The sequence below is a fragment of the Limibacter armeniacum genome, from assembly GCF_036880985.1.
GTDB lineage: Bacteria > Bacteroidota > Bacteroidia > Cytophagales > Flammeovirgaceae > Limibacter > Limibacter armeniacum.
In genome coordinates this window covers 3446600-3468592 of record NZ_JBAJNO010000009.1, presented here as the reverse complement: position 1 = coordinate 3468592, position 21993 = coordinate 3446600, and the positions used below count along the sequence as shown (strand labels likewise).

The 21993-nt window shown below is 38.7% G+C and carries 20 protein-coding genes and 1 tRNA gene; 4 read left to right on the top strand and 17 right to left on the bottom strand.

All coding sequences use genetic code 11. From position 1 onward, the window contains the following. Nucleotides 1-41 precede the first annotated feature (41 nt). The 10 genes from V6R21_RS32140 to V6R21_RS32095 all read right to left on the bottom strand — a co-directional run bounded on the left by V6R21_RS32140 (nucleotide 42) and on the right by V6R21_RS32095 (nucleotide 9360). The gene (locus tag V6R21_RS32140) at nucleotides 42-932 is read right to left on the bottom strand and encodes an IS3 family transposase (protein ID WP_334247622.1); all 891 of its coding nucleotides are present in this window, start codon (nucleotides 930-932) and stop codon (nucleotides 42-44) included. 14 nt (nucleotides 933-946) lie between these two features. After that, complete coding sequence (locus V6R21_RS32135) at nucleotides 947-1348, bottom strand: transposase (protein WP_334245294.1); 402 nt, start codon at nucleotides 1346-1348, stop codon at nucleotides 947-949. 95 nt (nucleotides 1349-1443) lie between these two features. Continuing rightward, nucleotides 1444-2124 (bottom strand): alpha/beta fold hydrolase, encoded by a 681-nt coding sequence (locus V6R21_RS32130; protein WP_334247570.1) that lies wholly within the window; start codon nucleotides 2122-2124, stop codon nucleotides 1444-1446. A 44-nt stretch (nucleotides 2125-2168) separates the two neighbouring features. After that, on the bottom strand, nucleotides 2169-2483 hold the full coding sequence (locus V6R21_RS32125; RefSeq protein ID WP_334247569.1) for a hypothetical protein: 315 nt from the start codon (nucleotides 2481-2483) through the stop codon (nucleotides 2169-2171). Next, nucleotides 2464-2850 carry a YkvA family protein gene (locus tag V6R21_RS32120; protein WP_334247568.1) on the bottom strand — a complete coding sequence of 129 codons (387 nt, stop codon included), beginning with the start codon at nucleotides 2848-2850 and terminating at the stop codon, nucleotides 2464-2466. Before V6R21_RS32120 ends, V6R21_RS32125 begins: the two co-directional genes overlap by 20 nt. Nucleotides 2851-3047: 197 nt before the next feature. Further along, nucleotides 3048-4142 carry a hypothetical protein gene (locus V6R21_RS32115; protein WP_334247567.1) on the bottom strand — a complete coding sequence of 365 codons (1095 nt, stop codon included), beginning with the start codon at nucleotides 4140-4142 and terminating at the stop codon, nucleotides 3048-3050. 129 nt (nucleotides 4143-4271) lie between these two features. Continuing rightward, a complete protein-coding gene (gene aspS / locus V6R21_RS32110) occupies nucleotides 4272-6023 on the bottom strand; it encodes an aspartate--tRNA ligase (protein ID WP_334247566.1) in 1752 nt (583 codons plus the stop codon). Between the two features lie 208 nt (nucleotides 6024-6231). Then, on the bottom strand, nucleotides 6232-7401 hold the full coding sequence (locus tag V6R21_RS32105) for a DUF418 domain-containing protein (RefSeq protein WP_334247565.1): 1170 nt from the start codon (nucleotides 7399-7401) through the stop codon (nucleotides 6232-6234). 139 nt (nucleotides 7402-7540) lie between these two features. Continuing rightward, nucleotides 7541-8278: a LytR/AlgR family response regulator transcription factor gene (locus V6R21_RS32100; RefSeq protein WP_334247564.1), complete on the bottom strand. Its 738-nt coding sequence runs from the start codon at nucleotides 8276-8278 to the stop codon at nucleotides 7541-7543. 23 nt (nucleotides 8279-8301) lie between these two features. Further along, the gene (locus V6R21_RS32095; RefSeq protein WP_334247563.1) at nucleotides 8302-9360 is read right to left on the bottom strand and encodes a sensor histidine kinase; all 1059 of its coding nucleotides are present in this window, start codon (nucleotides 9358-9360) and stop codon (nucleotides 8302-8304) included. A 328-nt stretch (nucleotides 9361-9688) separates the two neighbouring features. On the opposite strand from V6R21_RS32095, the gene V6R21_RS32090 reads away from it, so the two are divergent. From V6R21_RS32090 to V6R21_RS32080, 3 genes are all read left to right on the top strand, one after another. Next, a complete protein-coding gene (locus tag V6R21_RS32090) occupies nucleotides 9689-10126 on the top strand; it encodes a MotA/TolQ/ExbB proton channel family protein (protein ID WP_334247562.1) in 438 nt (145 codons plus the stop codon). Nucleotides 10127-10198: 72 nt separating this feature from the next. Continuing rightward, nucleotides 10199-10927 carry an SGNH/GDSL hydrolase family protein gene (locus tag V6R21_RS32085; RefSeq protein ID WP_334247561.1) on the top strand — a complete coding sequence of 243 codons (729 nt, stop codon included), beginning with the start codon at nucleotides 10199-10201 and terminating at the stop codon, nucleotides 10925-10927. Nucleotides 10928-11107: 180 nt separating this feature from the next. Continuing rightward, the gene (locus tag V6R21_RS32080) at nucleotides 11108-11581 is read left to right on the top strand and encodes a sll1863 family stress response protein (protein ID WP_334247560.1); all 474 of its coding nucleotides are present in this window, start codon (nucleotides 11108-11110) and stop codon (nucleotides 11579-11581) included. Nucleotides 11582-11641: 60 nt separating this feature from the next. Here V6R21_RS32080 and V6R21_RS32075 read toward each other — a convergent pair whose 3' ends face one another. From V6R21_RS32075 to thrA, 5 genes are all read right to left on the bottom strand, one after another. After that, on the bottom strand, nucleotides 11642-12388 hold the full coding sequence (locus V6R21_RS32075) for a hypothetical protein (RefSeq protein WP_334247559.1): 747 nt from the start codon (nucleotides 12386-12388) through the stop codon (nucleotides 11642-11644). 138 nt (nucleotides 12389-12526) lie between these two features. After that, nucleotides 12527-12608: transfer RNA gene (locus tag V6R21_RS32070), tRNA-Leu, on the bottom strand. Nucleotides 12609-12770: 162 nt separating this feature from the next. Beyond that, nucleotides 12771-13874 carry a tetratricopeptide repeat protein gene (locus V6R21_RS32065; protein WP_334247558.1) on the bottom strand — a complete coding sequence of 368 codons (1104 nt, stop codon included), beginning with the start codon at nucleotides 13872-13874 and terminating at the stop codon, nucleotides 12771-12773. 322 nt (nucleotides 13875-14196) lie between these two features. After that, nucleotides 14197-15126 (bottom strand): homoserine kinase, encoded by a 930-nt coding sequence (locus V6R21_RS32060; RefSeq protein WP_408613135.1) that lies wholly within the window; start codon nucleotides 15124-15126, stop codon nucleotides 14197-14199. Between the two features lie 115 nt (nucleotides 15127-15241). Further along, the gene (gene thrA, locus V6R21_RS32055) at nucleotides 15242-17704 is read right to left on the bottom strand and encodes a bifunctional aspartate kinase/homoserine dehydrogenase I (protein ID WP_334247556.1); all 2463 of its coding nucleotides are present in this window, start codon (nucleotides 17702-17704) and stop codon (nucleotides 15242-15244) included. A gap of 397 nt (nucleotides 17705-18101) precedes the next feature. Between thrA and V6R21_RS32050 the strand changes: the two genes are divergently transcribed. Further along, a complete protein-coding gene (locus V6R21_RS32050; RefSeq protein WP_334247555.1) occupies nucleotides 18102-19013 on the top strand; it encodes a YitT family protein in 912 nt (303 codons plus the stop codon). Nucleotides 19014-19074: 61 nt separating this feature from the next. Here the strand turns inward: V6R21_RS32050 and porM are convergent, their stop codons facing one another. Together porM and porN are read right to left on the bottom strand one after the other, a co-directional pair. Further along, nucleotides 19075-20706 (bottom strand): type IX secretion system motor protein PorM/GldM, encoded by a 1632-nt coding sequence (porM, locus tag V6R21_RS32045; protein ID WP_334247554.1) that lies wholly within the window; start codon nucleotides 20704-20706, stop codon nucleotides 19075-19077. Between the two features lie 421 nt (nucleotides 20707-21127). Then, nucleotides 21128-21991, bottom strand: coding sequence for a type IX secretion system ring subunit PorN/GldN (gene porN, locus V6R21_RS32040; RefSeq protein WP_334247553.1), 864 nt, complete (start codon nucleotides 21989-21991; stop codon nucleotides 21128-21130). Nucleotides 21992-21993: the final 2 nt, after the last annotated feature.

Genomic DNA, 21993 nt, shown 5'->3' with positions numbered 1-21993 from the left:
GACGTCCTGAAATAGCGTTACAGATTTACAATGATACAACTTTATATGGATCCCACTAGCTCAAGTGCTGGTGGGTTTTCTTTTTTATAGGTCTTAATCTTTATCTCTCTTTGCAGGTGCATGTATTCTGGCGTTTTCATCCTGCAGGATAAATGGGGTCTTTCCGTGTTGTAGATGTCTATACTCTGCTTGATTATTTTCTTCATAAGTTGGATATCATTGATTTGGATTCCTCTTATAAACTCCTGCTTAAGGATGCCATTTACGCGTTCAGCTACTGCATTTTGATAAGGATCATACTTCTCAGTCATGCTACAGGTTACCTGTGCGTCGTCCAGCATTTCTTGATAATCATCACAACAATATTGTAACCCTCTATCGGAGTGATGGATCAAGGCTTCTGCAGGGTATTCCCGTTGCTGGAGTCCCCTTTTCAATGCCCGGATAGCCCCTTGTGCATTTAAGCTGTTGGATACATCATAGCCAACAACCTTTTTGGAATAAGCATCCGTGACCAAAGCCAGGTACATCGGGTTTTGCCTTGTGCCTATGTAGGTGATATCAGCCACCCAAAGCTGCTCTGGGCGCTTTACCTCCAAGTGTTGCGTCAGGTTCTTGTGCTTACGGAAACGGTGATGTGAGTTGGTGGTCACGTGATATCTTCTGCGAGGCTTTATCAGCATATGGTTAGCCCTGAGGATATCGAAAAGCCAATCTCTTCCTACATCAAGAGTCCTTAACTCCTGTTCCAAGATGGTGTACAGTTTGCGCACACCCAAGCGAGGCTGTCGCATGCGTACCTGCGTCACTAGCTCCAATACCTTCACCGTTAGGGCTTCCCGCTTCTTTTGCTCCTGCTTACATCTGTAATAAAACTGCCTGTTTACCCCGAGTAACTCACAACATTCAACCTTGCTCCAACCGTGTTCAATGTTGCTGCCCTCGATTACTCGGGGGATATATTTTTTCGCACCGGGATGTTATATTCTTTCTCTGCCATCTCCAGCATCATATCAAAGAGAATGATCTTCTTGTCAGCTCGTTCTACCTGCTTCTCTAGGGTTTGCTTCTGACGTTCCAGCAGCTTGACTTTTTGCTCCAGCTCCAATATTCTTTGCTCAGGGGTTTTCGACATTTTTAAGGGGTGTTTGTTGGACCAGTCCAAGTTACCAAATTTTCGCAACCAGTCACGAACAGTAGATTTGGCTTGAATACCATATTTGTCACAAGCGCCCTGTACTGAGAGCTTGCCTTCTTCCAATTCAGCGACCACTTGAAGCTTGAAGGACATTGTATAATCCTTCTGAGTTCGCTTTATATAAACCTGATTTACTTGCTTCTCTTCCATGACGTTACAGTTTTGGTGTAACGCTATGCTAAGACGGGACATAAGATTATAAAAAAACCTTCTACAATGGATATGTAGAAGGTTTTTATACCTTATCAGGCCTGTTCTAGTACTACCTTGTTCAAGATTTCTGATACCTCTTTGGCCCTTGTCCAAACCAGAAAATGGCTTCCTCCCTTAATCAAATAGTCATCAGGCTGATTGTAGATCGGTATCAGCTTATCCCGATCCCCATGAATCTTAATAATATTGGGTAAACGTTCGTCGTGTTTCCAGTTTACCACACTATCAATACCCCACCAAATAAAATCAGGGTGCATATCCTTGATCATCTGCCTAAACATTTCTACCCCTTCCCTCAAATATCCACTCTTCACATTATTCGGAACCCCCATCAATCGCTCCGTAAATCTTCCAGGGCGGGTAAACATTCCTTTTGGCACCACTTTATTTAACCTTAATTTGGTGACAATAGGTAACCAAGCCATCAACTCATTCTTATGGGAGGCACTGGCAATTAGTATATTCAATGGATTATTAATAATCTTTGAAATTTCGCTTGCCAACATACCGCCAAATGACGTTCCGACAATAATCGCATTTTCCCTCATCCCATACTTTTCAACCAAACGTTGTGCATATGATTGCATAGTATCCCTTTTCTCCGGCACCAACCAATCCACATACACGATACGCTCCTCAAAATCGAGCTTGAGTCTGCTATATGTACGTCGATCAGTACCAAGTCCGCTTATAAAGAAGATGTTTTTTTGCATAAAGAGAGGAGCTAAATAATCAAATATACAAGTGATTGACCCTGTCAGAAAATCGAAATATCATAGGTATTTTTATCTACTTTCTTGACCTTGTTTGGTGCTATGGCACTCACTATATAAGTAATAAAATTCTGATGACCATCCAGTAGTTGTAAACGAACGACTCTAAAACCTAAGTATGCCCGAATTGGCACTTCAAATGAGGGAAGGTGTTGAGAAAACAACCTTACTTTCAGTTTAAGCTTATCACCCTTAATAGAGGCTACTTTAAGCTCTTTTACCTTGTCCCCTTTAACTTGCCTCTTTAGAATCTTAACCAGAAATCGGGTAGGAATTCTTTCAAAATTGATTTTCAACATAGGTTTCAGTTTCAGTGAATGCTACATTTTTAAAAGCTCTATAGTCATCCACCACTTTGCCGAGCTGTGCTATCGCCAATGATACAATTCCGATATCATCCAACCAACCAACTATTGGCGCAAAATCTGGAACTGCATCTACAGGTGCCACTACATAGATAATGGCAGCAGTAATAATCGCAATTGCCCATTTGTCGAGCTTGAAACTTCCATCCCAACTGTCCTTGACCATATTAAGCAATAACCTGAAGTTCTCTTTCTGTTCTCCAAGCTTGCCCAGTTTCTCTTTCGCCACAGCTACATCTGCATTACTCAATTTCTTTCGCTTGTAACTATCGTATTTCTTCTCCGCTTTATTTCTGTTCAAAAATTTCATACAGTTTGATTAATTGCGTCGTTTAAGACGAGATTATTTGACAACAGGTTTCCCTAATCAACATTTATTAGGTTTAAAATCCAAAAACCTCCTGTAAAATAAGGTATTAGACAGTTGAATAAAGAAAAGCAGCAGACCTGTTTAACCAAGACTGCTGCTCTATAATGACCGAAAATGCTTCTTCTTATCTAGTTCAGCTTATAATTAAGACTCGCTCCAATACTGGTTATATAATAGCCTAAAGCATCAGAGTTGGGGACAAACGAGACCAGAAAGGCATCCATTTCCAAATACGTTTTCAAGTATAGTTTTCCCATATCTACTTTAATGCCTGGTGCTACAGACATAGATATAAAAGGCATTTCTTCTCCTATTTCATTATAATTGATTCCCCCTGAAAATATAAAATGAACACCTTTTTGAGGTGGAATATATCCATAAGTCACGGGAATCTTGAACCTACTTTTTTGGACTCCTTCTCCTTGATTACTTGTACTTACTTCTTGATAGTAACCAATCCCGAAGTAAGACTTTTCACTAAATTCAGGATTATTGATATGAATGATTGCCCCTACAAATGGACTAGGGTTCTCTCCTTCTACATCCAGCTTTTTAGAAAACCATCTGGTATCTGCTCCCACTTCAAGAATGTACAAGAGTTTATTTTTCTTTCTGTAAACCAAACACTCTTGTTCTGGACAAGCAATTCCATGATAAGTTGTACCAAACTTGATGACTTTCCTGTAATCGGGCTTATTCATCTGGTTGATGCTTTCCTGCATTTCAGGAACATCCACTGTCAGGCTTTTTAACAAGTAAGTATAAGGTTTACTTACCTTTTCATATTGCTTACCATTCACTGTAACGGTTTGCTTCTCATAAACCAGTTTTTGCAGCTCTGTAGTGTCATTAGCTACATAATACTGATTTACTCTTCCTTCATTTTGTAACAAGTAGAAGTCAAGCTCCCCATCAATCAAATATTCAAAAAAGTAAGCTTTTCTAGCTCCTTCTTCCTGAATGACTTTTGAGATATAAAATTTTCCTTTCTCGAATCGGTATCCATAAATCTCTTCAGGTTTATAGCTAACTACTGTATCGGTTCCTCTTTCTTTAAAGTTACAAAGAATAGAATTTTTGTAATAATTAGCATCTTCAATTTGACCGTACAGGGTATCTGTTTCATTGACAAGTATATGCCCATCTTTAAAGTTTTTTTGTGCGATTGTGGGTTGAATAAAAAATGCACATAACACCAGAAATAAAAATAATATCCTAGACATAAATCTGATTAGTAGTTCAAAATAGCAAAGATATCGGCTAAACATAGGAATACTATATCGCTTATAAAAAAAGCAGTAACCATTTGAAATGGCTACTGCTTTCTATTTCTACCCTAAGAAGGGCTATTGTTATGCTTTCACATCCAATTTGATGGAAAGGTCTTTCAGTTGATCATTGTCAATCACTGAAGGAGAATCGATCATCATATCCCTTCCTGATGTATTTTTAGGGAAGGCAATAAAGTCACGGATAGAGTCTACGCCACCAAACAGCGCACACAGACGGTCAAAGCCGAATGCTACACCACCGTGAGGAGGTGCACCATATTGGAATGCATCCATCAGGAAGCCAAACTGTTTCTGTGCTTCCTCTTTTGAGAAACCAAGTGCATCAAACATTTGAGACTGCTCCTCCTTATCGTGAATACGGATAGAACCACCGCCTACTTCTACACCATTGATCACCATATCATAAGCATTGGCTCTTGCTTCAGCTGGTGCTGATACCAACTTATCACGGTCCTCAGCTACACATGAGGTGAATGGGTGGTGCATTGCGTGATAGTGTCCTGTTTCTTCGTCTTTTTCCAACAATGGGAAGTTCAATACCCACAATGGTGAGAATTTGTTTCTATCTCTCAAGCCAAGACGAGAACCCATTTCCAAACGCAGTTCGCTCATCGCTTTGCGTGTGTGATCCAAATCACCTGACAGTACCAACAGCAAGTCTCCAGCTTTAGCGCCACACTTATCAGCCCATTCTTTCAGGTCCTCTTGGCTGTAGAACTTATCAACAGATGATTTGAATGAACCATCCTCATTGCATTTAACGTAAACCAGACCTTTAGCACCAATCTGAGGGCGTTTTACCCAATCAGTCAGACCATCAAGTTCCTTACGTGTGTAACTAACACAGCCTTCAGCACAAATTGCCAATACGATTTCTGCACTGTCAAACACGTTAAAGCCTTTGTTTTGCGCAACATCATTCAGCTCTACAAACTTCATTTCGAAGCGTGTATCAGGCTTATCATTACCATAGTATTTCATGGCATCTGCATACTCCATACGAGGGAAGTCTGGCAAATCAACACCACGTACTGTCTTGAAAAGGTGTTTTGTCAATCCTTCAAATGTCTGAAGGATATCCTCACGCTCTACAAAAGACATCTCGCAGTCAATCTGAGTAAACTCAGGCTGGCGGTCTGCTCTCAAGTCCTCATCACGGAAACACTTTACAATTTGGAAGTAACGGTCCATACCCGCCACCATCAGCAACTGCTTAAATGTTTGTGGTGACTGTGGCAATGCATAGAACTGTCCTGGGTTCATGCGTGATGGCACCAAGAAGTCACGAGCACCTTCTGGTGTAGATTTGATCAACACCGGTGTTTCCACTTCCACAAATTGAAGGTCACTCAGGTAGTTACGGATTTCTCTGGCAACCTGTGCTCTCAGTTCCAATTTCTGACGTACAGGGTTACGACGGATATCCAAGTAACGGTATTTCATACGAAGGTCATCACCTCCGTCTGTTTCGTCTTCGATCTTAAATGGAGGTGTTTGTGCACCATTCAGGATTGAAAGTGCTGTCAGCTTCACTTCTACATCACCTGTTGGTATGTTAGGGTTTTTAGAAGTACGTTCTACTACCTTACCAGTCGCCTTGATCACAAATTCACGACCCAGTTCTCTTGCTGTTTCAAGTAGTGACGCATCTGTATCCCCTTCCAACATCAGCTGTGTGATGCCGTAACGGTCTCTTACGTCAATCCAGATCAGTCCACCTTTATCACGGATTGTCTGTACCCATCCGCTTAGCGTAACTTCCTGTCCGATATGCTCACCGCGTAGTTCTCCGCAAGTATGAGTTCTTAGCATTATGATATATAGTTTAGAATTGTGTATTCGATTTAACTTACCTTTTTGCAAAGGTAAAATATGCTTAAAGCAGAGGCTAAAATCCAAGCCGCGTAAATTTAAATATTTTCGGGATAGATTATGGGTTACGTTCATTTAAAAAGCTCAAAAGGGTAGGTAATTACATTGAAAATCACCTACCCTTTTGTTTTGGTATTATTGTTTCTGCTCAAACAACCTTTTCAGTTACATTTTGTGTGCTTTTTTGGAAATGCTTGCCATAGCTTAACTTACGCCATACCCATTCCAATGGTCCCTGCCCTACCTTCAATTCCCAGAAATAATTAAAGGTCAGCAGCATCAAAGTGAACAACAGGCAATAAAGCTGTATCTGCAAAGGTGTTAGCAGGTTATATTGGGCAAAACCAAAAGCGTAAAAGAGGATACTTGATAAAATACTCTCTCCGATATAAGTCGTTAGTGACATTTTTCCCAACACTTGAAAAGGCTTCCATATTTTACTCTTTATTGTAACCACGACAAGCGAAACGAACAATAATGTGGTAATATACTGATCCCATTGCATCCACACTTTGAATGTAATGGTGGTTTTGAAATAGGTAAACAGCTCTATTGGCAAGTGATTCACGATGGATAGCATTACCTTCAAAAACAAAGTGATACCCAATAACAAATTGTAACGTCCTACATTACTGAGCGACTGTAAGAAATTGGCTTGACCTAAGTACAATCCCATTATATAGCAGGCAACTACAGGTGGAAAATAGAAACTCAATACCCAAGGGTTTTTCCAAATATGTTGGTACTGCTCAATACGGTAAAGACATTGGTCTATAAAGTTTCCTTGCTGAAACAATTGTACCATTTCCTCAACCGTAAGTGTCATCCCTTTATAGCTACTTGCTGCTCCTACAATTTCAAAGTGACGCAAAACCATTAATGCTGACGGATACAAGGCTAACAGTATTGCTATTCCCAACAACACCTTTTTATTGAAGCGTAACAACAGTACTCCAACTAATCCAAACAGTGCGTAATCAAGTAGTATATCCCCTCCTAATAACAATACGATGTGTAAAATGCCAAAAAGTGCCAACACCAGATTTCGCTTTATCAATAGCCAGCTACTTTGCCATTTATTCCATTGCATACTCATCCCTAACCCAAACAGCAAGGCAAAAACCGTTGCCGTTCTACCACCAAATAACTCTACCCGCACGAAATTAATGACATCATTATACCAGTTTGGACCTCCTCCATAAAGCTCACCAAAACGGGCTGAAGGAAATGAAAACCATACAATATTCACAATGAAAATTCCCCAAAGAGCTAATCCTCTGAGTGCATCTAAGTGGGGGTACCTTTTGTCTGCCTGCATGCTTTAAAAGTTTAGTTCTAATTATTAGTTGAAAAAATGTTTATATGTTATTTACAACAAACAAAAATATGTCAATAATGTGATTAGCAAAATAATTCCTGAAAAGAGACTGAAGATAAAGGTTAATATATCAGGCTTGTTACGTCAATCTGGTATTTGTTGGTCTTAGTCGCTGAGCCACCTTCTCCCGATAGCTTCTACCGATCGGCAGTTCTATATCCAAGATATCAATATGGTCTGCATTAAAGGCCTGTATCTTGTTAACAGCAATGATAAAAGACCGATGAATTCGCATAAAGTCCTGTTCCGGTAAATTATCCTCAAAATGACTGATCTGATGCTTGGTCACAATCACTTTATTATTGGTGTGTATTTTTACATAGTCCTTGAGACTCTCGATGTACACAATGTCTTTCAGCAACAGCTTTTGGGTTTTCTTATCCGCTTTGACATAGATAAAAGGTAAAGGTTGCTGTTCCACAATTCGATTGCTAATTTCATGCTGCAATGACTGATAGTACTTGTTCATAGCCTGCATAAATCGTGTAATGGGAATGGGTTTTACCAAGTAATCCAAAACATTAAGTTCAAAAGCATCCACAGCAAAATCACGGTATGCTGTCGTGATAATAATTTGTGGACGCTTGACTGCAGTTATCAACAGTGTTCTTAAAAAATCAATCCCAGAAACCTCTGGCATGTTGATATCCAAAAACAATAAATCTACCTCTTCAGTATGTAGCTTTTCGCTTGCTTTGATGGCATCAGTACAAACACCTAACAATACTACATTCGGTAGTTTGGAAAGGTAATTTTCAATTACTTCTGCTGCCAAAGGTTCATCCTCTACTATAAGGCATTTTGTTTTCAAATTCATAAGTGACTTGTTGTTCGTTTTTGTCAGCTAGGTATAAAGTCTATCTTTAACGTTACCGAAAATGATTCTGCCTTATCTTCTATTTTCAGTTGATGCCTATCTGCATATATCAATGAAAGATGGCGTTTTACATTCTGTAATCCTAGTCCGTTTCGGTGTTTGGCAGGCTCTAACCTTTTACTATTTTCCAACATCATGGTCAATTGCCTATTATTCACCTCTAGATCAAAATGCACCCATGCCTCATCCAACTTATTGCCTACACCATGTTTAAAACTGTTTTCCAGAAAAGTCAGCAACACCAATGGCGCTATCTTTTTACCTGTTGTTATACCGGCAATATTAAATTGGACTTCAACTCTGTCTCCATACCTTAGCTTCTCCAAAGCAATAAAATTCTCTAACTGCTCTATCTCCTGATCCAAAGAAACCTGCTGCTGTTTGGCACACTCAAACAACATATAATCCAGCAATGAAGACAACTTCATCACTACTTCAGGCGCTGCATCCGACTTTTTGAGTGTAAGGGCATACAGGTTATTCAATGTATTGAATAGAAAGTGAGGGTGGATCTGACTCTTGATCAGCTGAAGTTCTGTTTCTGTCTGTTGTTGCTTTAATAGCAAATTACTTTTTTCACTCTTGATCCAGTATCTGAGTAACCTTATAGCCATTGCCGCAAACACCACCATCAATAAGCTTACACCTAAAAGCTTAAAGTTATATACTTCCTGTGGCAATACATCCGTTTTCAGTTCCTGATCAGCATTATAATAAACAAATAGCCCTAGTGTTACGATCGTAAAAAGAAAAGAAACTGAGATTACAGTGTAGACAAAAAATAATAGAAATCTTTTGTAATGCCCTTGCAAAAGGTAGCGAGGTATGAGCAGGTAATTGGTAAAATATGCTGTTCCGATAGTAAGTGGAAGATAAAAGACAATAAACTGACGAAGCTTATCAGCTTGATCTTCACCTGAAAAAAACAGTCCCAAATAAAACAGCAGGACTATTGCCCAAAATACAATATGTGCAATGATACGGTTATACCGGTTCCAATATGCGCTGATACTAATCTCCATAAATTCAAAGATCACACTTTCGTTTAAAAAATGCTGCCACAGTAGATAAAGGTCCACTTATCTACTGCTTTTTACATGATTTGATCGACCAATAGCAGATTCAAAACTTCTTAGCCTCTCTTTTTTGCGTATTTCACTACGCTCATCAACCTGTAATCATTCATTTATCGGTTACCTGTCAAATCCTCCTATAATTATGTCGTTCGTCTACTTTTCAAGCATCCAGTACAGAAACTAGCTACATTGGTACCATAGTTTGGAACATAAAATCTGTCTGGCCGGACATTACCAAATCCAAAATTTATTTTAACTAAAAACCTTTTCAGACATGATTTCAAAATTTATAGAATTCCTGATCACGGGCGGTATGGAGTTTATGGGAACGCTTTCTTTACTAGCCTTAATTAATATAGCAATCACAACTTTTAAAACTTATCAACTCTTTTTCAAAAAGGTCAATTCAGATAAGTTATTTAAGTTACACAAAGGACTGGATGCTATCATCTTTATTGGTAGTTCATGTTTTTTTATCGGAATACTTGGTCAAATGATAGGCTTATGGGCTGCATTTGAAGCAATTGAAGCTGCAGGTGGAGTCTCTATGGGGCTGCTAGCTGGAGGGCTTAAAGTATCTATGCATACCACTTTATATGGCTCCGCAATATTTCTAGTGTCAAGTGTCGCTTGGTTTGTACTTCGCAGTCAATACAAGAAGTATGAAATCAAGGCTACAGAGCAAATGATGAACAAATTGAACAGCCTGTAGGTTTACTATTCAACAGGGGGAAACTATCTTTTCCTCCTGTTGATATCATCACATTGCTGCCAACCTACGATTATGAAGCTGCTATATGTACTTCTTTTTACACTGTTATTGGTCTCTGCTTCCTGTAACGATGACGACAGTTCCGTTATACCACCATCTATTCTAGGAGAAAATCCGCCAGTAAATGTACGCTACCTTGCTTTGGGCGATTCTTACACCATAGGTGAAGGCGTTACAGAGAAAAACCGTTGGCCTGCACTATTGGCTGAAAGGTTGAGGGATGACAATATTCAAGTATCCAAGTTACAGTATGTAGCCCAATCAGGCTGGACAACATCACAGCTGATTGAAGCTTTAGGAAGTGCAGATCTTACAAATGGTTATGAACTTGTTTCGATCCTAATTGGTGTAAACAATCAGTTCAGGCAACAAAATATGGAGGCATTCAAGGCTGAGTTAGGCTTTCTGATTGACTTCTCTATCACCTTGGTAGCCAATGATAGCTCAAGAGTATTGTTACTTTCCATACCCGACTACAGTGTTACTCCTTATGCCCAAGCCATCTATGGCAATACAGAAAGAATTGCTGAAGAAATAACAGTCTTCAATCGAGCAATTAAAGAATTGGCAGCTGAAAAAAACATCCCATACATCAACATTACCGACTTATCCCGTTTTGCTAAAAACGATTCTTCTTACCTCGCTGAGGATCAACTCCACTTATCTGCTAAGATGTATGCCCTTTGGGCAGGAAGGGTTGAACACACTGTATTAAGTCTTTTTAAGAATTCATCACCTTAGATTTTCACATATTCTACCGATATTATGTAGTCAACATTCCACACTGACCTATCTATTTCCACACAAATCCCCCTTTAACACTCTTTAATCCAGCAATTTTTCTTTTGGCATAGTTCTCTCAATTATGCTATTAAATTCAATACAATCATTCACAATTGTAAAATCAAAACTCTGAAAACTATGAACTCACTAAAAAAAGCCTTTCTGTTTCCTTGTCTGATTGCTTCAGTTGGTTTCTTAGCTACATCATGTGACAACTCTAAGCAAAACAACCAAACCACTATGGAAGAAAAAACTAGAGGTGTGCAGCAAGACTTGGAAGAAGAGTACAACGATGTTAAAGAAGACTTTAATTCAGCAAAAGAAAAGATGACTAATGACCTGAAAGACATTCAGGCAGATATAGATAAGAAAATCCAAGAAATTGATGCTGAAATGGCTGATGCCTCTGACGAGTCAAAAGCAAAACTGGAAGAATCAAAAGAAGCTTTAACCAAAGAAAAAAATAAAGTGGATGAAGCGCTGCAAAACCTGAGCAATTCAACTGAAGAAACTTGGGGAGATGTAAAGCGTAACACTGAAAACGTAATGAGTGATGTTGAAAGCTCTTACGAGAAAACAGTAAATGACGTTAAAGACTTCTTCAAAGACTAATAGTCAATAAGTATGAGGAAAAGAGACTGCTTTAAGGGGTAGTCTCTTTTTTTATGCCCTTCAATCGATTCTTTTATCAATTGTAGTAAAATGTCTTTGTGCGGTTGATAACTCAGCTTCTGCTGTAATTATTTCTTTTTCTACATGCTGTAGTTGTACCTTCAATGAACTCAGCTTTCCTTCAGAAGTAATAACAGTCTGCTCTGCATCAAAAACCTCTTCTCTTTTGCCTGATTTCTTTACAACCTTGTTGCTTTTTTTGATGAGCTTCTCATTTTCCTTGATTTCCTTCTCGATTTTTTTCGCCCTTTTATTCAGTAGTTTTAGCCTGTCTTCTTTCTCCTCTATCTGGTTTTTGTAGTAGTTTTTATAATGATATCGGATAAACTCTTTAACCGCCTGTTGCATAGAAGACATTGCCTCAGGGAAATCGGTAGAGTTAAGTGATACATCATACCCTAATTGGTAAGCAAAAGCGGCATCTGCTGTTCCGGGGATCACTCCAGGTGTTACATTTACCCATACATCACCTTTCTTGTCTGTAATGCCCTTCATCTTGATTTCTTTTGCAATAAGCACGCTTTTCTTCTCCTTTAGGCGAATACCATACTCCTGCTTTGCAAAACGCTTGATATCACCTTTTGCTTGATCGATATCAGACTCAATAGTTGTCACCCATGCTGACATTCTGTTACCTTTTATGGTTATCTCTTTTTCCTCCAGTGCCACCATTTGCTGAGACAAAGCTACTTCTGAAATAAAACAAGAAAGCACGACAATTAAACTTAAAGGGATGATTCTACTCATAGCTGTAGTAATTGTATAGTTAGGGTTAGTAGGTATATAAAGTAATCAATACCGGAAGGATATGTTAATTGTTACTGTTAAAGCATCTGAAGGAAAAGGTAAAAAAAAAGACCTTCAAGAAATTCCTTGAAGGCCTTGTGCGGATGGAGGGACTCGAACCCCCATGCCTCGCGGCGCTAGATCCTAAGTCTAGTGCGTCTACCAATTTCGCCACATCCGCGTCTCAGTTTCAGTCAACTTTGTGTTGTTGTTGTCCCTGATTGTGATACAAAAGTAGTATGAATTTTAGCAAATGCAATACCTCTAACATAATAAAATTGCACTATTCTTTTATTAAACTGATTTTCAGCAAGAAAAAATTCAAACTTTTTTTCTCTTCAGTTTATTTACCTGAATATTTCTCCCAGCGCTCTGAGTTAAAAAACTCAGGGTAGTCTTCTGCTGCAAATACTTTTGATGGTGTTGTCTCCATACTACTCGCTAATGTTTCTAGCTGGACAAGAAATTCACTGTACTTTTTTCGAATATAGTAGCAGTCCATCAGTAAAAGTCGTGCTTCTATCATTTCCTCCTTGCGCTGTATGATATCTTCACACATCTTCTCCCCTTTCTTGACTTTCCCCTCTTTCACTAATAACTCCGCTTTCTTGTAATCAAGGTAAATATCCCCGCCAATCAGTACATCCAAAAACTCATATTGCTTAAGCGCTTTGTGTGTTCTTCGTTCCTGTGTATAGATATCCGCTAAAACAAGTGTCAAGCCTGGACTTTGTGGATGCTTTACCAAATAACGGTTGATTAAGGCATCTTTACTTGAATCCTTGACAGCAAAAGCTGCTATAAGAGCAGAAATAAGCAATGCCTCTTTATCTTGATATACTGAAGGCAAACGCTTATAGTATTTCATGGTTTCTGAGAAATCTCCTTGCTGATTCATAATGAACACACTATCGATCAGCAATTGGTTTTCCCCTGCATTTCTGTTCTTAAGAGGAAGGTCAGACTCCATCACTAATACTGAAGAGATCGTCTCTGACAACCACAACCCAGCATCATAGGTATAGATATCCTCAATCTTATAAGAGTCTCCTATCTGACTGAGGTAAATTTCATGGTAGTTTAACCAGCCATCCTCACCTACATGTCTGAATAATAATGATTTTCGTACTGATGATTTTTCCAATATCCGTACAAACTCATAAATCCCATCAGTTCCTATCGACTGCAATACGATGTCTCCAATATTTAACTGCTGCTGTAATTCGCCTTTTAAGGACGAAGCTTCTACAGGGGTAATATTGAATGGTGCAAATACTTTTTTAGTAAAAGCATCATAGTCTATATTCTGTGTAAAAAAAGTAGGGTCACGGTGATAGAGTGAACTGTCAATCGTTAAAGCAAAATCTAAACAAGGGTCTTTCTTTGCTTGTGCATGAACCGCATTCACCATGCACCATAAAGTAATGATGCAAAAATTCACTCTCATAAAATATGTCATAGCCAAAGCAGAATTAGGAATTTCATCAACTAGGTTTCATAGTATTTTTCACAGTCTAATCTCTGTCACAGAAGTTATGCCGAAAAATCTAATTTGTGATAAATGTATGAAGACTTATTGTGTTTAAAAAGGATTATTTATAACTACTACTCAATGTGTTTCAATTAGATACATCTAAATCAATAGATATGTCATTACCTAAATATAAATTGACATTCCTTAAAGGTTATGAAATAGAAAAGCACTTTATGGAGAAATGACTTCACCAACAAAGTGCTTACATATAACATTCATAATACAACCAATGCTGTTATCTCATCACGACAGGACCTTGTTGATTAATCTTAGATACATACAACGAAGTTTCAACACCAACAGCAGCAAATGCATGTTGTTTAGCAACTCCCACTTGCTTTGCAATATCCTCTCCTTTACACAACGAGAAAATAGATGGACCAGAACCAGAGATCGATGTTCCTAATGCCCCTGCTGACAATGCTGCATCCTTTACCTGCTGATATCCTGGGATCAATATCGACCTGATAGGCTCTACAATTACGTCATGGATTGAACGCCCGATCAATTCATAATCTTCTTGTAACAATCCTGCCACGAGTCCCGCTACATTCCCCCACTGTACGATAGCATTCTTCATTGGGATCTCTTTTCTGAGAATTTCCCTAGCATCTTTGGTAGGCACCTCAATATTAGGGTGAATAATAGCACAATACAGGTCATCTGGCGTATTCAGACGAATTACATCTAAAGGTTCATAACTCCTGATAAGTACAAAGCCTCCATAAAGTGCAGGAGCTACATTGTCAGCGTGTGCGGCTCCGCAAGCAATTCGTTCTCCTTCCATAGCAAAAGGCAAGAGTTCCTCCCTTGTCAATGGGTTTCCTAACAACTCATTAACCGCCACAACACCTGCTACTGTACTGGCAGCGCTGGATCCTAGCCCACTGCCAAAAGGCATTTTCTTATGCAAGGAGATCTCAATACCCAAATCAGGTTTCCCTATGTGCTCAAGATACTTCAGGACAGAAATACTTACCGTGTTTTTTGCAGGGTCAAAAGGCAACCTACCTTCATCACCTGTTATTTCCACGATCTCCACCCCTGGTGTATCTTTTCGTTTCATGACGACTTCATCACCGGGTTTTTCTACAGCAAAACCTAATATATCAAACCCACAAGCAACATTTGCTACAGTTGCGGGGGCAAAGACTTTTACACTCATATTCAAAAAGTAGGATGATCAATTTAAAAGGTAAAGCACTTAACGTAAAAGCCAAACAGACTTTGCATCAAGATACAAAGTCTGTTTGAACTTAAACGACTATTCATGACTTGTATCAGGCATTGGTCAAGTAATTCCCGATCGTAATAATTTCAGCAAACACGCCAGCTGCTGTTACTTCAGCTCCAGCTCCAGGGCCTTTGATTACCAATGGTTCATTCAGGTATCGTTTTGTAGTAAAAACGACCATGTTATCACTCCCTGACAAATGGTAAAAAGGGTGGCTTTCATCTACAGCTTTTAAGACTACTCGCGCTTCTCCATTTTCAAGCGCAGCCACAAACCGAAGAACTTTGCCTTCCTCATTAGCTTCAGTCATTCGCTTTTCAAAAAGGTGTTCATGCTTCTGAAGCTGCTCAAAAAACTCATCTACTGAAGCGGCATTTAAGCATGCCTCAGGCAAGATATTCTCTACTTTTACATCTTCAGGTTCTAATTTGAACCCAGCCTCTCTAGCTAGAATCAATATTTTCCTAGCCACATCCATCCCACTCAAGTCATCTCTAGGGTCAGGCTCAGTAAAGCCTTTTTCCTTTGCATTCTTTACTATATCTGTAAAACTCTTACCCAACGTAAATGAGTTGAAGATATAGGACAGTGTACCTGACAGAATTCCTTCTATTTTATAAACCTTATCTCCGCTATGTTTCAGGTCATTCAATGGGGAGATTACAGGCAAACCTGCTCCCACATTGGTCTCGTACATAAACTTAACCTTTCTTCTAGCAGAGATGTCTTGTATCGCTTTGTAATCATTGTAAGTACCCGAATTACACAGTTTGTTTGGTGTACAGATTGAAATACTCGCATCCAAAATAGAGGCATATTCTTTTACACCATCCATACCAGGCGTACAGTCTACAAATACACTGTTCGCAAGGTTCATCTGCTTCATTCTGGCTATATAGGAAGGTGTATTAGAAGGTACACCTACCGACAGGATATCTTCTTTTGACAATTCCAGATTGATGCCTTTTTCATCCAAAAGCATTTTCTGCGAATTAGCAACTCCAATTACCTTAATATTCAGTCCTTGTTCTTGAGCCAAATACTCCTGCTGCTCCTTAATCTGACGTAATAATGTACCTCCAATAAGTCCCCAGCCAAGTACAAAAACATTGAGTGTTACTTTATCAGAAAGAAAGAAAGCCTCATGCAGTGCATTTATCGTTTTAGCCAAGTGACGCTGCTCAATCACCGTTGAGATATTCAATTCTGAAGAGCCTTGTGCTATAGCCGCTATGTTTACACCATTTTTCCCCATTGCCGCAAACATGTTTGCAGCAATTCCTGGTGTATGTTTCATATTCTCACCAATGATCGCCACCACTGATAAGCCTGTCTCTATTTCTATCGAATCAACTTTACCTGCATTGATTTCAATTGAGAATGCTTCATCTATTGCCTCTTTAGCTTTTACAGCTACCTCAGGCGCTACAGCAAAGGTAATTGAGTGCTCTGAAGATGCCTGTGTTATCAAAATCACAGAAATATCCTCTTGAGCCAAAGTAGAGAACAATCGAGCAGAAACCCCTGAGACACCTATCATACCGCTACCTTTCAACGTTAGCAGGGCTATATCTTTAATAGATGAAATACCTTTGACTGGCAACTCATCGTGACCACTCTCCTCAGAGATAAACGTTCCTTCAAAAGAAGGATTAAACGTATTTCTGATAACCAATGGAATCTTCTTCTTAAATGCAGGTTGAAGTGTTGGTGGGTAAATCACTTTAGCTCCAAAGTGAGATAACTCCATTGCTTCTTCATATGAAAGCTTTTCCAAAGTAAATGCTTCAGGAACCACTCTTGGGTCAGCAGTCAGTACGCCATCTACATCCGTCCATATTTCAATACAGTCAGCATTTAATGCTGCACCAAAGATTGCCGCAGTATAATCAGATCCTCCTCTACCAAGTGTAGTGGTTTGACCATCATCCGTAGAAGCTACAAAACCTGTGATAATATGAAGCTTATCATTTCCTGCAAAGTGTGTCCCTATATTAGCATTGGTCACTTCAAAGTTCACTTTTGCACTTCCAAAACTCTTATTGGTTTGGATTAAGGTTCTGGCATCTAAAGCTTCAGCAGGTAGCCCTTCTTGTTTTAAGAACTCTGCAATGATTTGGGAAGACAAACGCTCTCCAAAGCTTTGGAGCAGGTCCATAGCTCTCAAAGAAATTTCTTTCAGTAAAGATATTCCCCTAAGCAAATCTTCCAGCTCATTCAAAAGGCGTTTTGTCTGAGCAAAGACTCTACTTTGAGATTGGACTCCCATCAACTCCCTAATAGCTGTAAAATGGGTTTCCTCAATTTCTTTAAGCAAATGAAGGTAGTTTTCATCACCACCAGCAGATAATTGTCCTGCAGTGATAAGTTTGTTCGTAATCCCACTCATGGCAGAAACGACCACTGCCATGCGCTTTCCTTGTGCAGTATTGTTTTGTAAAATCTTACACACTTGCCGGATACTATCAACAGTACCTACGGAAGTTCCTCCAAACTTGAGTACGATCATAAAGTTGCGTGTCTTGGTGTCTGTACTTATTTAATAACCAAGGCGCAAAGCAGGAAGGTAAATAGAAAAAAACATTGATTAGTTAATGCTGTAATGGTCTACTTCCTAATGAGAGATGGCTTAAAACTCTCCACACACTTTCGCCTATAATTAAAAATTAGCCCACAGATAGAGTAGAATTTTAAATAATATCTAAATCTGACTATTAATTTTTGAAAAAATACAATTACAACCATTATTTTTTTAAAACAAAGGGAAATACAGAATTTTCATGCTACACATTCAATATTTATCCACAAATACATTTACCCTTCTCTATACTGATTTCCAATAAGATGTGTATTTTTGCGGCTTCAATAGATTTCAAGTGTAAAAGTCCGTCAACCAATTAGGCTTTATGCAAACAAACCTCTCATACAAGAAAAATAAAACAGTAAACGAAGTTCCTGCCTTCAGTAAGGCATGGTGGTTAAGTTATATCAAGGTATTATTAGGTGCTACTATTATTGCATTTGGATACGTGACCTTTTTCATCCCATTCAAAATTATCCCAGGTGGACTTTTTGGTTTCAGTACGGTCATAGGATACCTAACAGGATGGCCTATTGGTATGATTTCTCTTACTATTAATATTCCACTGCTTATTTGGGGAATAAGGGCTTTAGGCAACAGTTTTGGGGCCAAAACAATATTAGCCATGATATGGGCTTCACTCGCTGTTGATGGATTTACATATCTAACCGAATCGCAGGGATTCACTGATGACAAATTAGTTTCAGCCGTATTTGGAGGTGTTTTGATTGGACTTGGTGTCGCACTAACCTTACGTGAGGAGGCTACTACAGGGGGGACAGATACACTTGCTAAAATCTTATCTCATTATTTCAATGTCTCTGTTAGCCGTTTTGTCCTAATCATTGACGGCTCTATTGTTATTCTGGGGTTAATTGCATTTAAGGACCTTTCTTTAGCCCCTTATGCAATTGTTGCTGTCTTCTCTATCTCAAAAACCATTGACTCCGTATTAGGTGGGTTTAACAATAAAAATGTGCTGATGATTATTTCAGAATACCATCAGGATATTCGTCAGTATATTCTTACTGAATTAGACAGAGGAGGAACTTATATCAATGGTCATGGTTTATTCTTTACAGAAAAAGAAAAACAGATCATCCTTACTGCTATCAGCCGAAAAGAAATGGTTGCTTTAGAAAACTACATTAAGGTGATCGATCCAGAGGCATTTCTGATGGTGCTTCCTGCTCATGAAGTAAAAGGAAGTGGCTTCAACCCTTTGAACCAACATTAAGCATATAAAAAGCCTTGGAACTTACCATTCCAAGGCTTCTTTTATATTTCACCTTAAATACTTAGTGCTGTACAGGTACATTAACTACTTGACTTACCCCTCTCACTTCCTCTGTTTGCCCTTTTGAGTTTTTACGCAAAACAGTCTTTATATCTATTACAAGCCTTCCAGACTCTCTAGCCAGTCTATCCAAAGATGCATCTTGTCTTCCTCCTGAGAGCTTAATTGGAGATCCTACAGGTCTTGTCCCTCTAGCACCAATGATTTCCCACTCCATCGCTCTATAACTTGCCTCTTTTGGCAAAGCTGCAGCAAACTCTTCATTAGGTTTTACTCTGACTGAAATTTGTCTGGTGTTTTCTGGAATACCTCTTTTTAAGTCAACTTCTTTACCATCTGCAAGCACAACGATATCAGGTTTAGGAATTCCTCTAGTCTGAAACTTCTTTGTACCTATCATATTGCCGTCACTTTTTACAGTAAGAGCCACTTCTCTTGCCCTAACATCAGGGTAAATAGTTACAGCTTTACCTTTATTCTCTAATTTAGCATTAGAAGCAGTAAAAGTTGGGTTATAGCTTTGTCCCAAAGCTGGGACATCCACAATAAGTTCATTAGCACAGTTTCTATAAAGGGCATTTACTGTGGCTGAATTAATTTCTATAGTAGGTTTGACTACATAATACTCCTCTTCAATCATCAAGGTGGTATCACCAAAAGGAGTTCTGTAAGTAATACTTCCTTCCCATATTTTTTTCACTCTGCCATCTTTATCATATTGACCTGGTGTAGCAACAAACTCGATCTTACCTACTCCATCATTAACAGATACTGTTTCCCCATTATACATCATCTTAGGACGTGCTGCAGATGAAGAAGCTGCAATAAACATATCTGCTACATACTTAGTACCAGCTGCTACATATTTTGATTCGGGCTTAACGACAGGAATTACCTTATCGAAATCAACTTTTGCATCAACTTTCTTTGCCAAAATATTTAAGACAGAGGCTTCTGCCTGTAGTACATCTGACTCCAACTGACTAAGTACTGCTAATGCTGCAACATTTGGGGTGTGATCAAACTGCAAGTATGCAAAATCTTTTTTCCTGTTTTCCTTCATCATAGGGTCCTTGGAGTTAGCATACTCAGGAATTTCCTTACCATCTTTGGCTATTTTCTCAATAGGGGTAAACACTTTAGATGAGTCTTCGTGCTCTTTCCCTATTTTATTAAGAAAGTTGACATATTCATCTAGCTTAGCCTTTAATTCATAGGCTTTACCATTCTTTTTACCCTCAGGGCCAATTGTAAAGTTCATTTGCCCATCATAATTGGCTTTATCTGTCAATTCTCCTGTTTCAGGATCTTCACCTGCCAACTCTCTAATCTTATCCTTCATTCCCTTTATTAGCCCTGTAACTTCATTTGTCCTTGTCTTAATAGCCTGCGCATCATCAAAGGCTTCCTGAATAGGGTTCTGTTGTTTTTTTGCAGTTGCAACCTTACTGATTGCATCCATCATTTTATCATTTTCCTTTTCTGTAATGTTATTAGAGAATTGCAATGATTTTTCGATGAATATAAACTTGTCCAGTACAGTATTACTCACTTGCAATGCCAGTAATGCTAGTAATACCAGATACATAAGATTGATCATCTTCTGTCTTGGAGTTTCTTTTCGATTTGCCATGGTTTAATCAAATTATCAAAGCTGGTTTAAAAACAGGTCGATAGGCTCCATTTACAGCTATAGTTGTCCTTATTGAGGAATAAAGAACAATTTTATGGGTATTAGTAAGGGTTATTTGTATAGGAGTAAATGGAGTATAAAAGGTTCAAAGAAATGAATATCTGCCTTATGTCAGTTTTTTTTCACTTTATTAATTAACTGAAAATAAATCATTTAATCAACCTTACATATTACCTATTAAAAAATGAGAGCCTCGATTTACCTTCAATAACATATCCATGGCTATAAAGTGTTATTTGCAGGCATTAAAGACAACTGAGCATTACATGAGGGAATATTTTAAAAAGACTAATATGAGTTTCAAGAATAAAAAAAGGGTATCCATTTGAAATGGATACCCTTTTTTATTTGCTGTCAGAAATTAGTTAGACCACAAGTTAGACTCATACTCTAACAGTTGATATTGATATTGCTGACCTTTGATCAGAGCAATCTCACCTCTACCTTCGTCATTATAGATATCAAAGATATCACGACCTTTTGCATCAGTAAACTTCGTAACTTTTGCATTGTAAAGGCTCAGGTCAAAAGCTTCCGCTAAGTTTTTATTCTCAGCAGTGTTTTGCTCATTGAACCAAATTGCTTCTTTATTTTGATCAAAAAGGTTATCAACCAATTCTTTGTAAGAGAACGAAGCAATTGGGTCTTCAACCCCTTTAGCTCCATTCATATCTGCTGGTAGTACCAACGTGAGTGATTGAATATCACGAATCCACATACCACGACACTTATCAAAGATCATATCAACCTTTACATCAAGAAGTGAAATATCCTCTGGATCCAATTCGTCGGACTCTTGAGTAGCAGCTGAAGCTGTGCCGGTGTCTCCCCAGCCACCGCCCCAACCACTGTCTCCTCCACCCCAATCATCAATTGGGTCAGAGTTTTCAATGATATCGCGACGCTTGATCTTCTCCATGAATTCCTGATTAGTCATTCTGGTCGTTAAAGAGTCATTCTTGTATGGTCTAAGCAATGTACTCTTTACCGCTTCAATGATCAACTTCGAAATCCAATGCTCTTTAGCAAAGAAAGGAGTATTGACTTTGTCTTTCAAATCCATTCTAAGCCACACTGTTTTCTTGTACATGATATCCGCAGGCCTTACAGGTCTGACAGAGTGTGGATTATCTTCACTCTCATAGATCTCCTGAGCGTTAGCAGTCGAGGCAAATGCCAAACTTGCTACAAACCACACAAGAATTTTGAGACTCTTTAACTTCATAA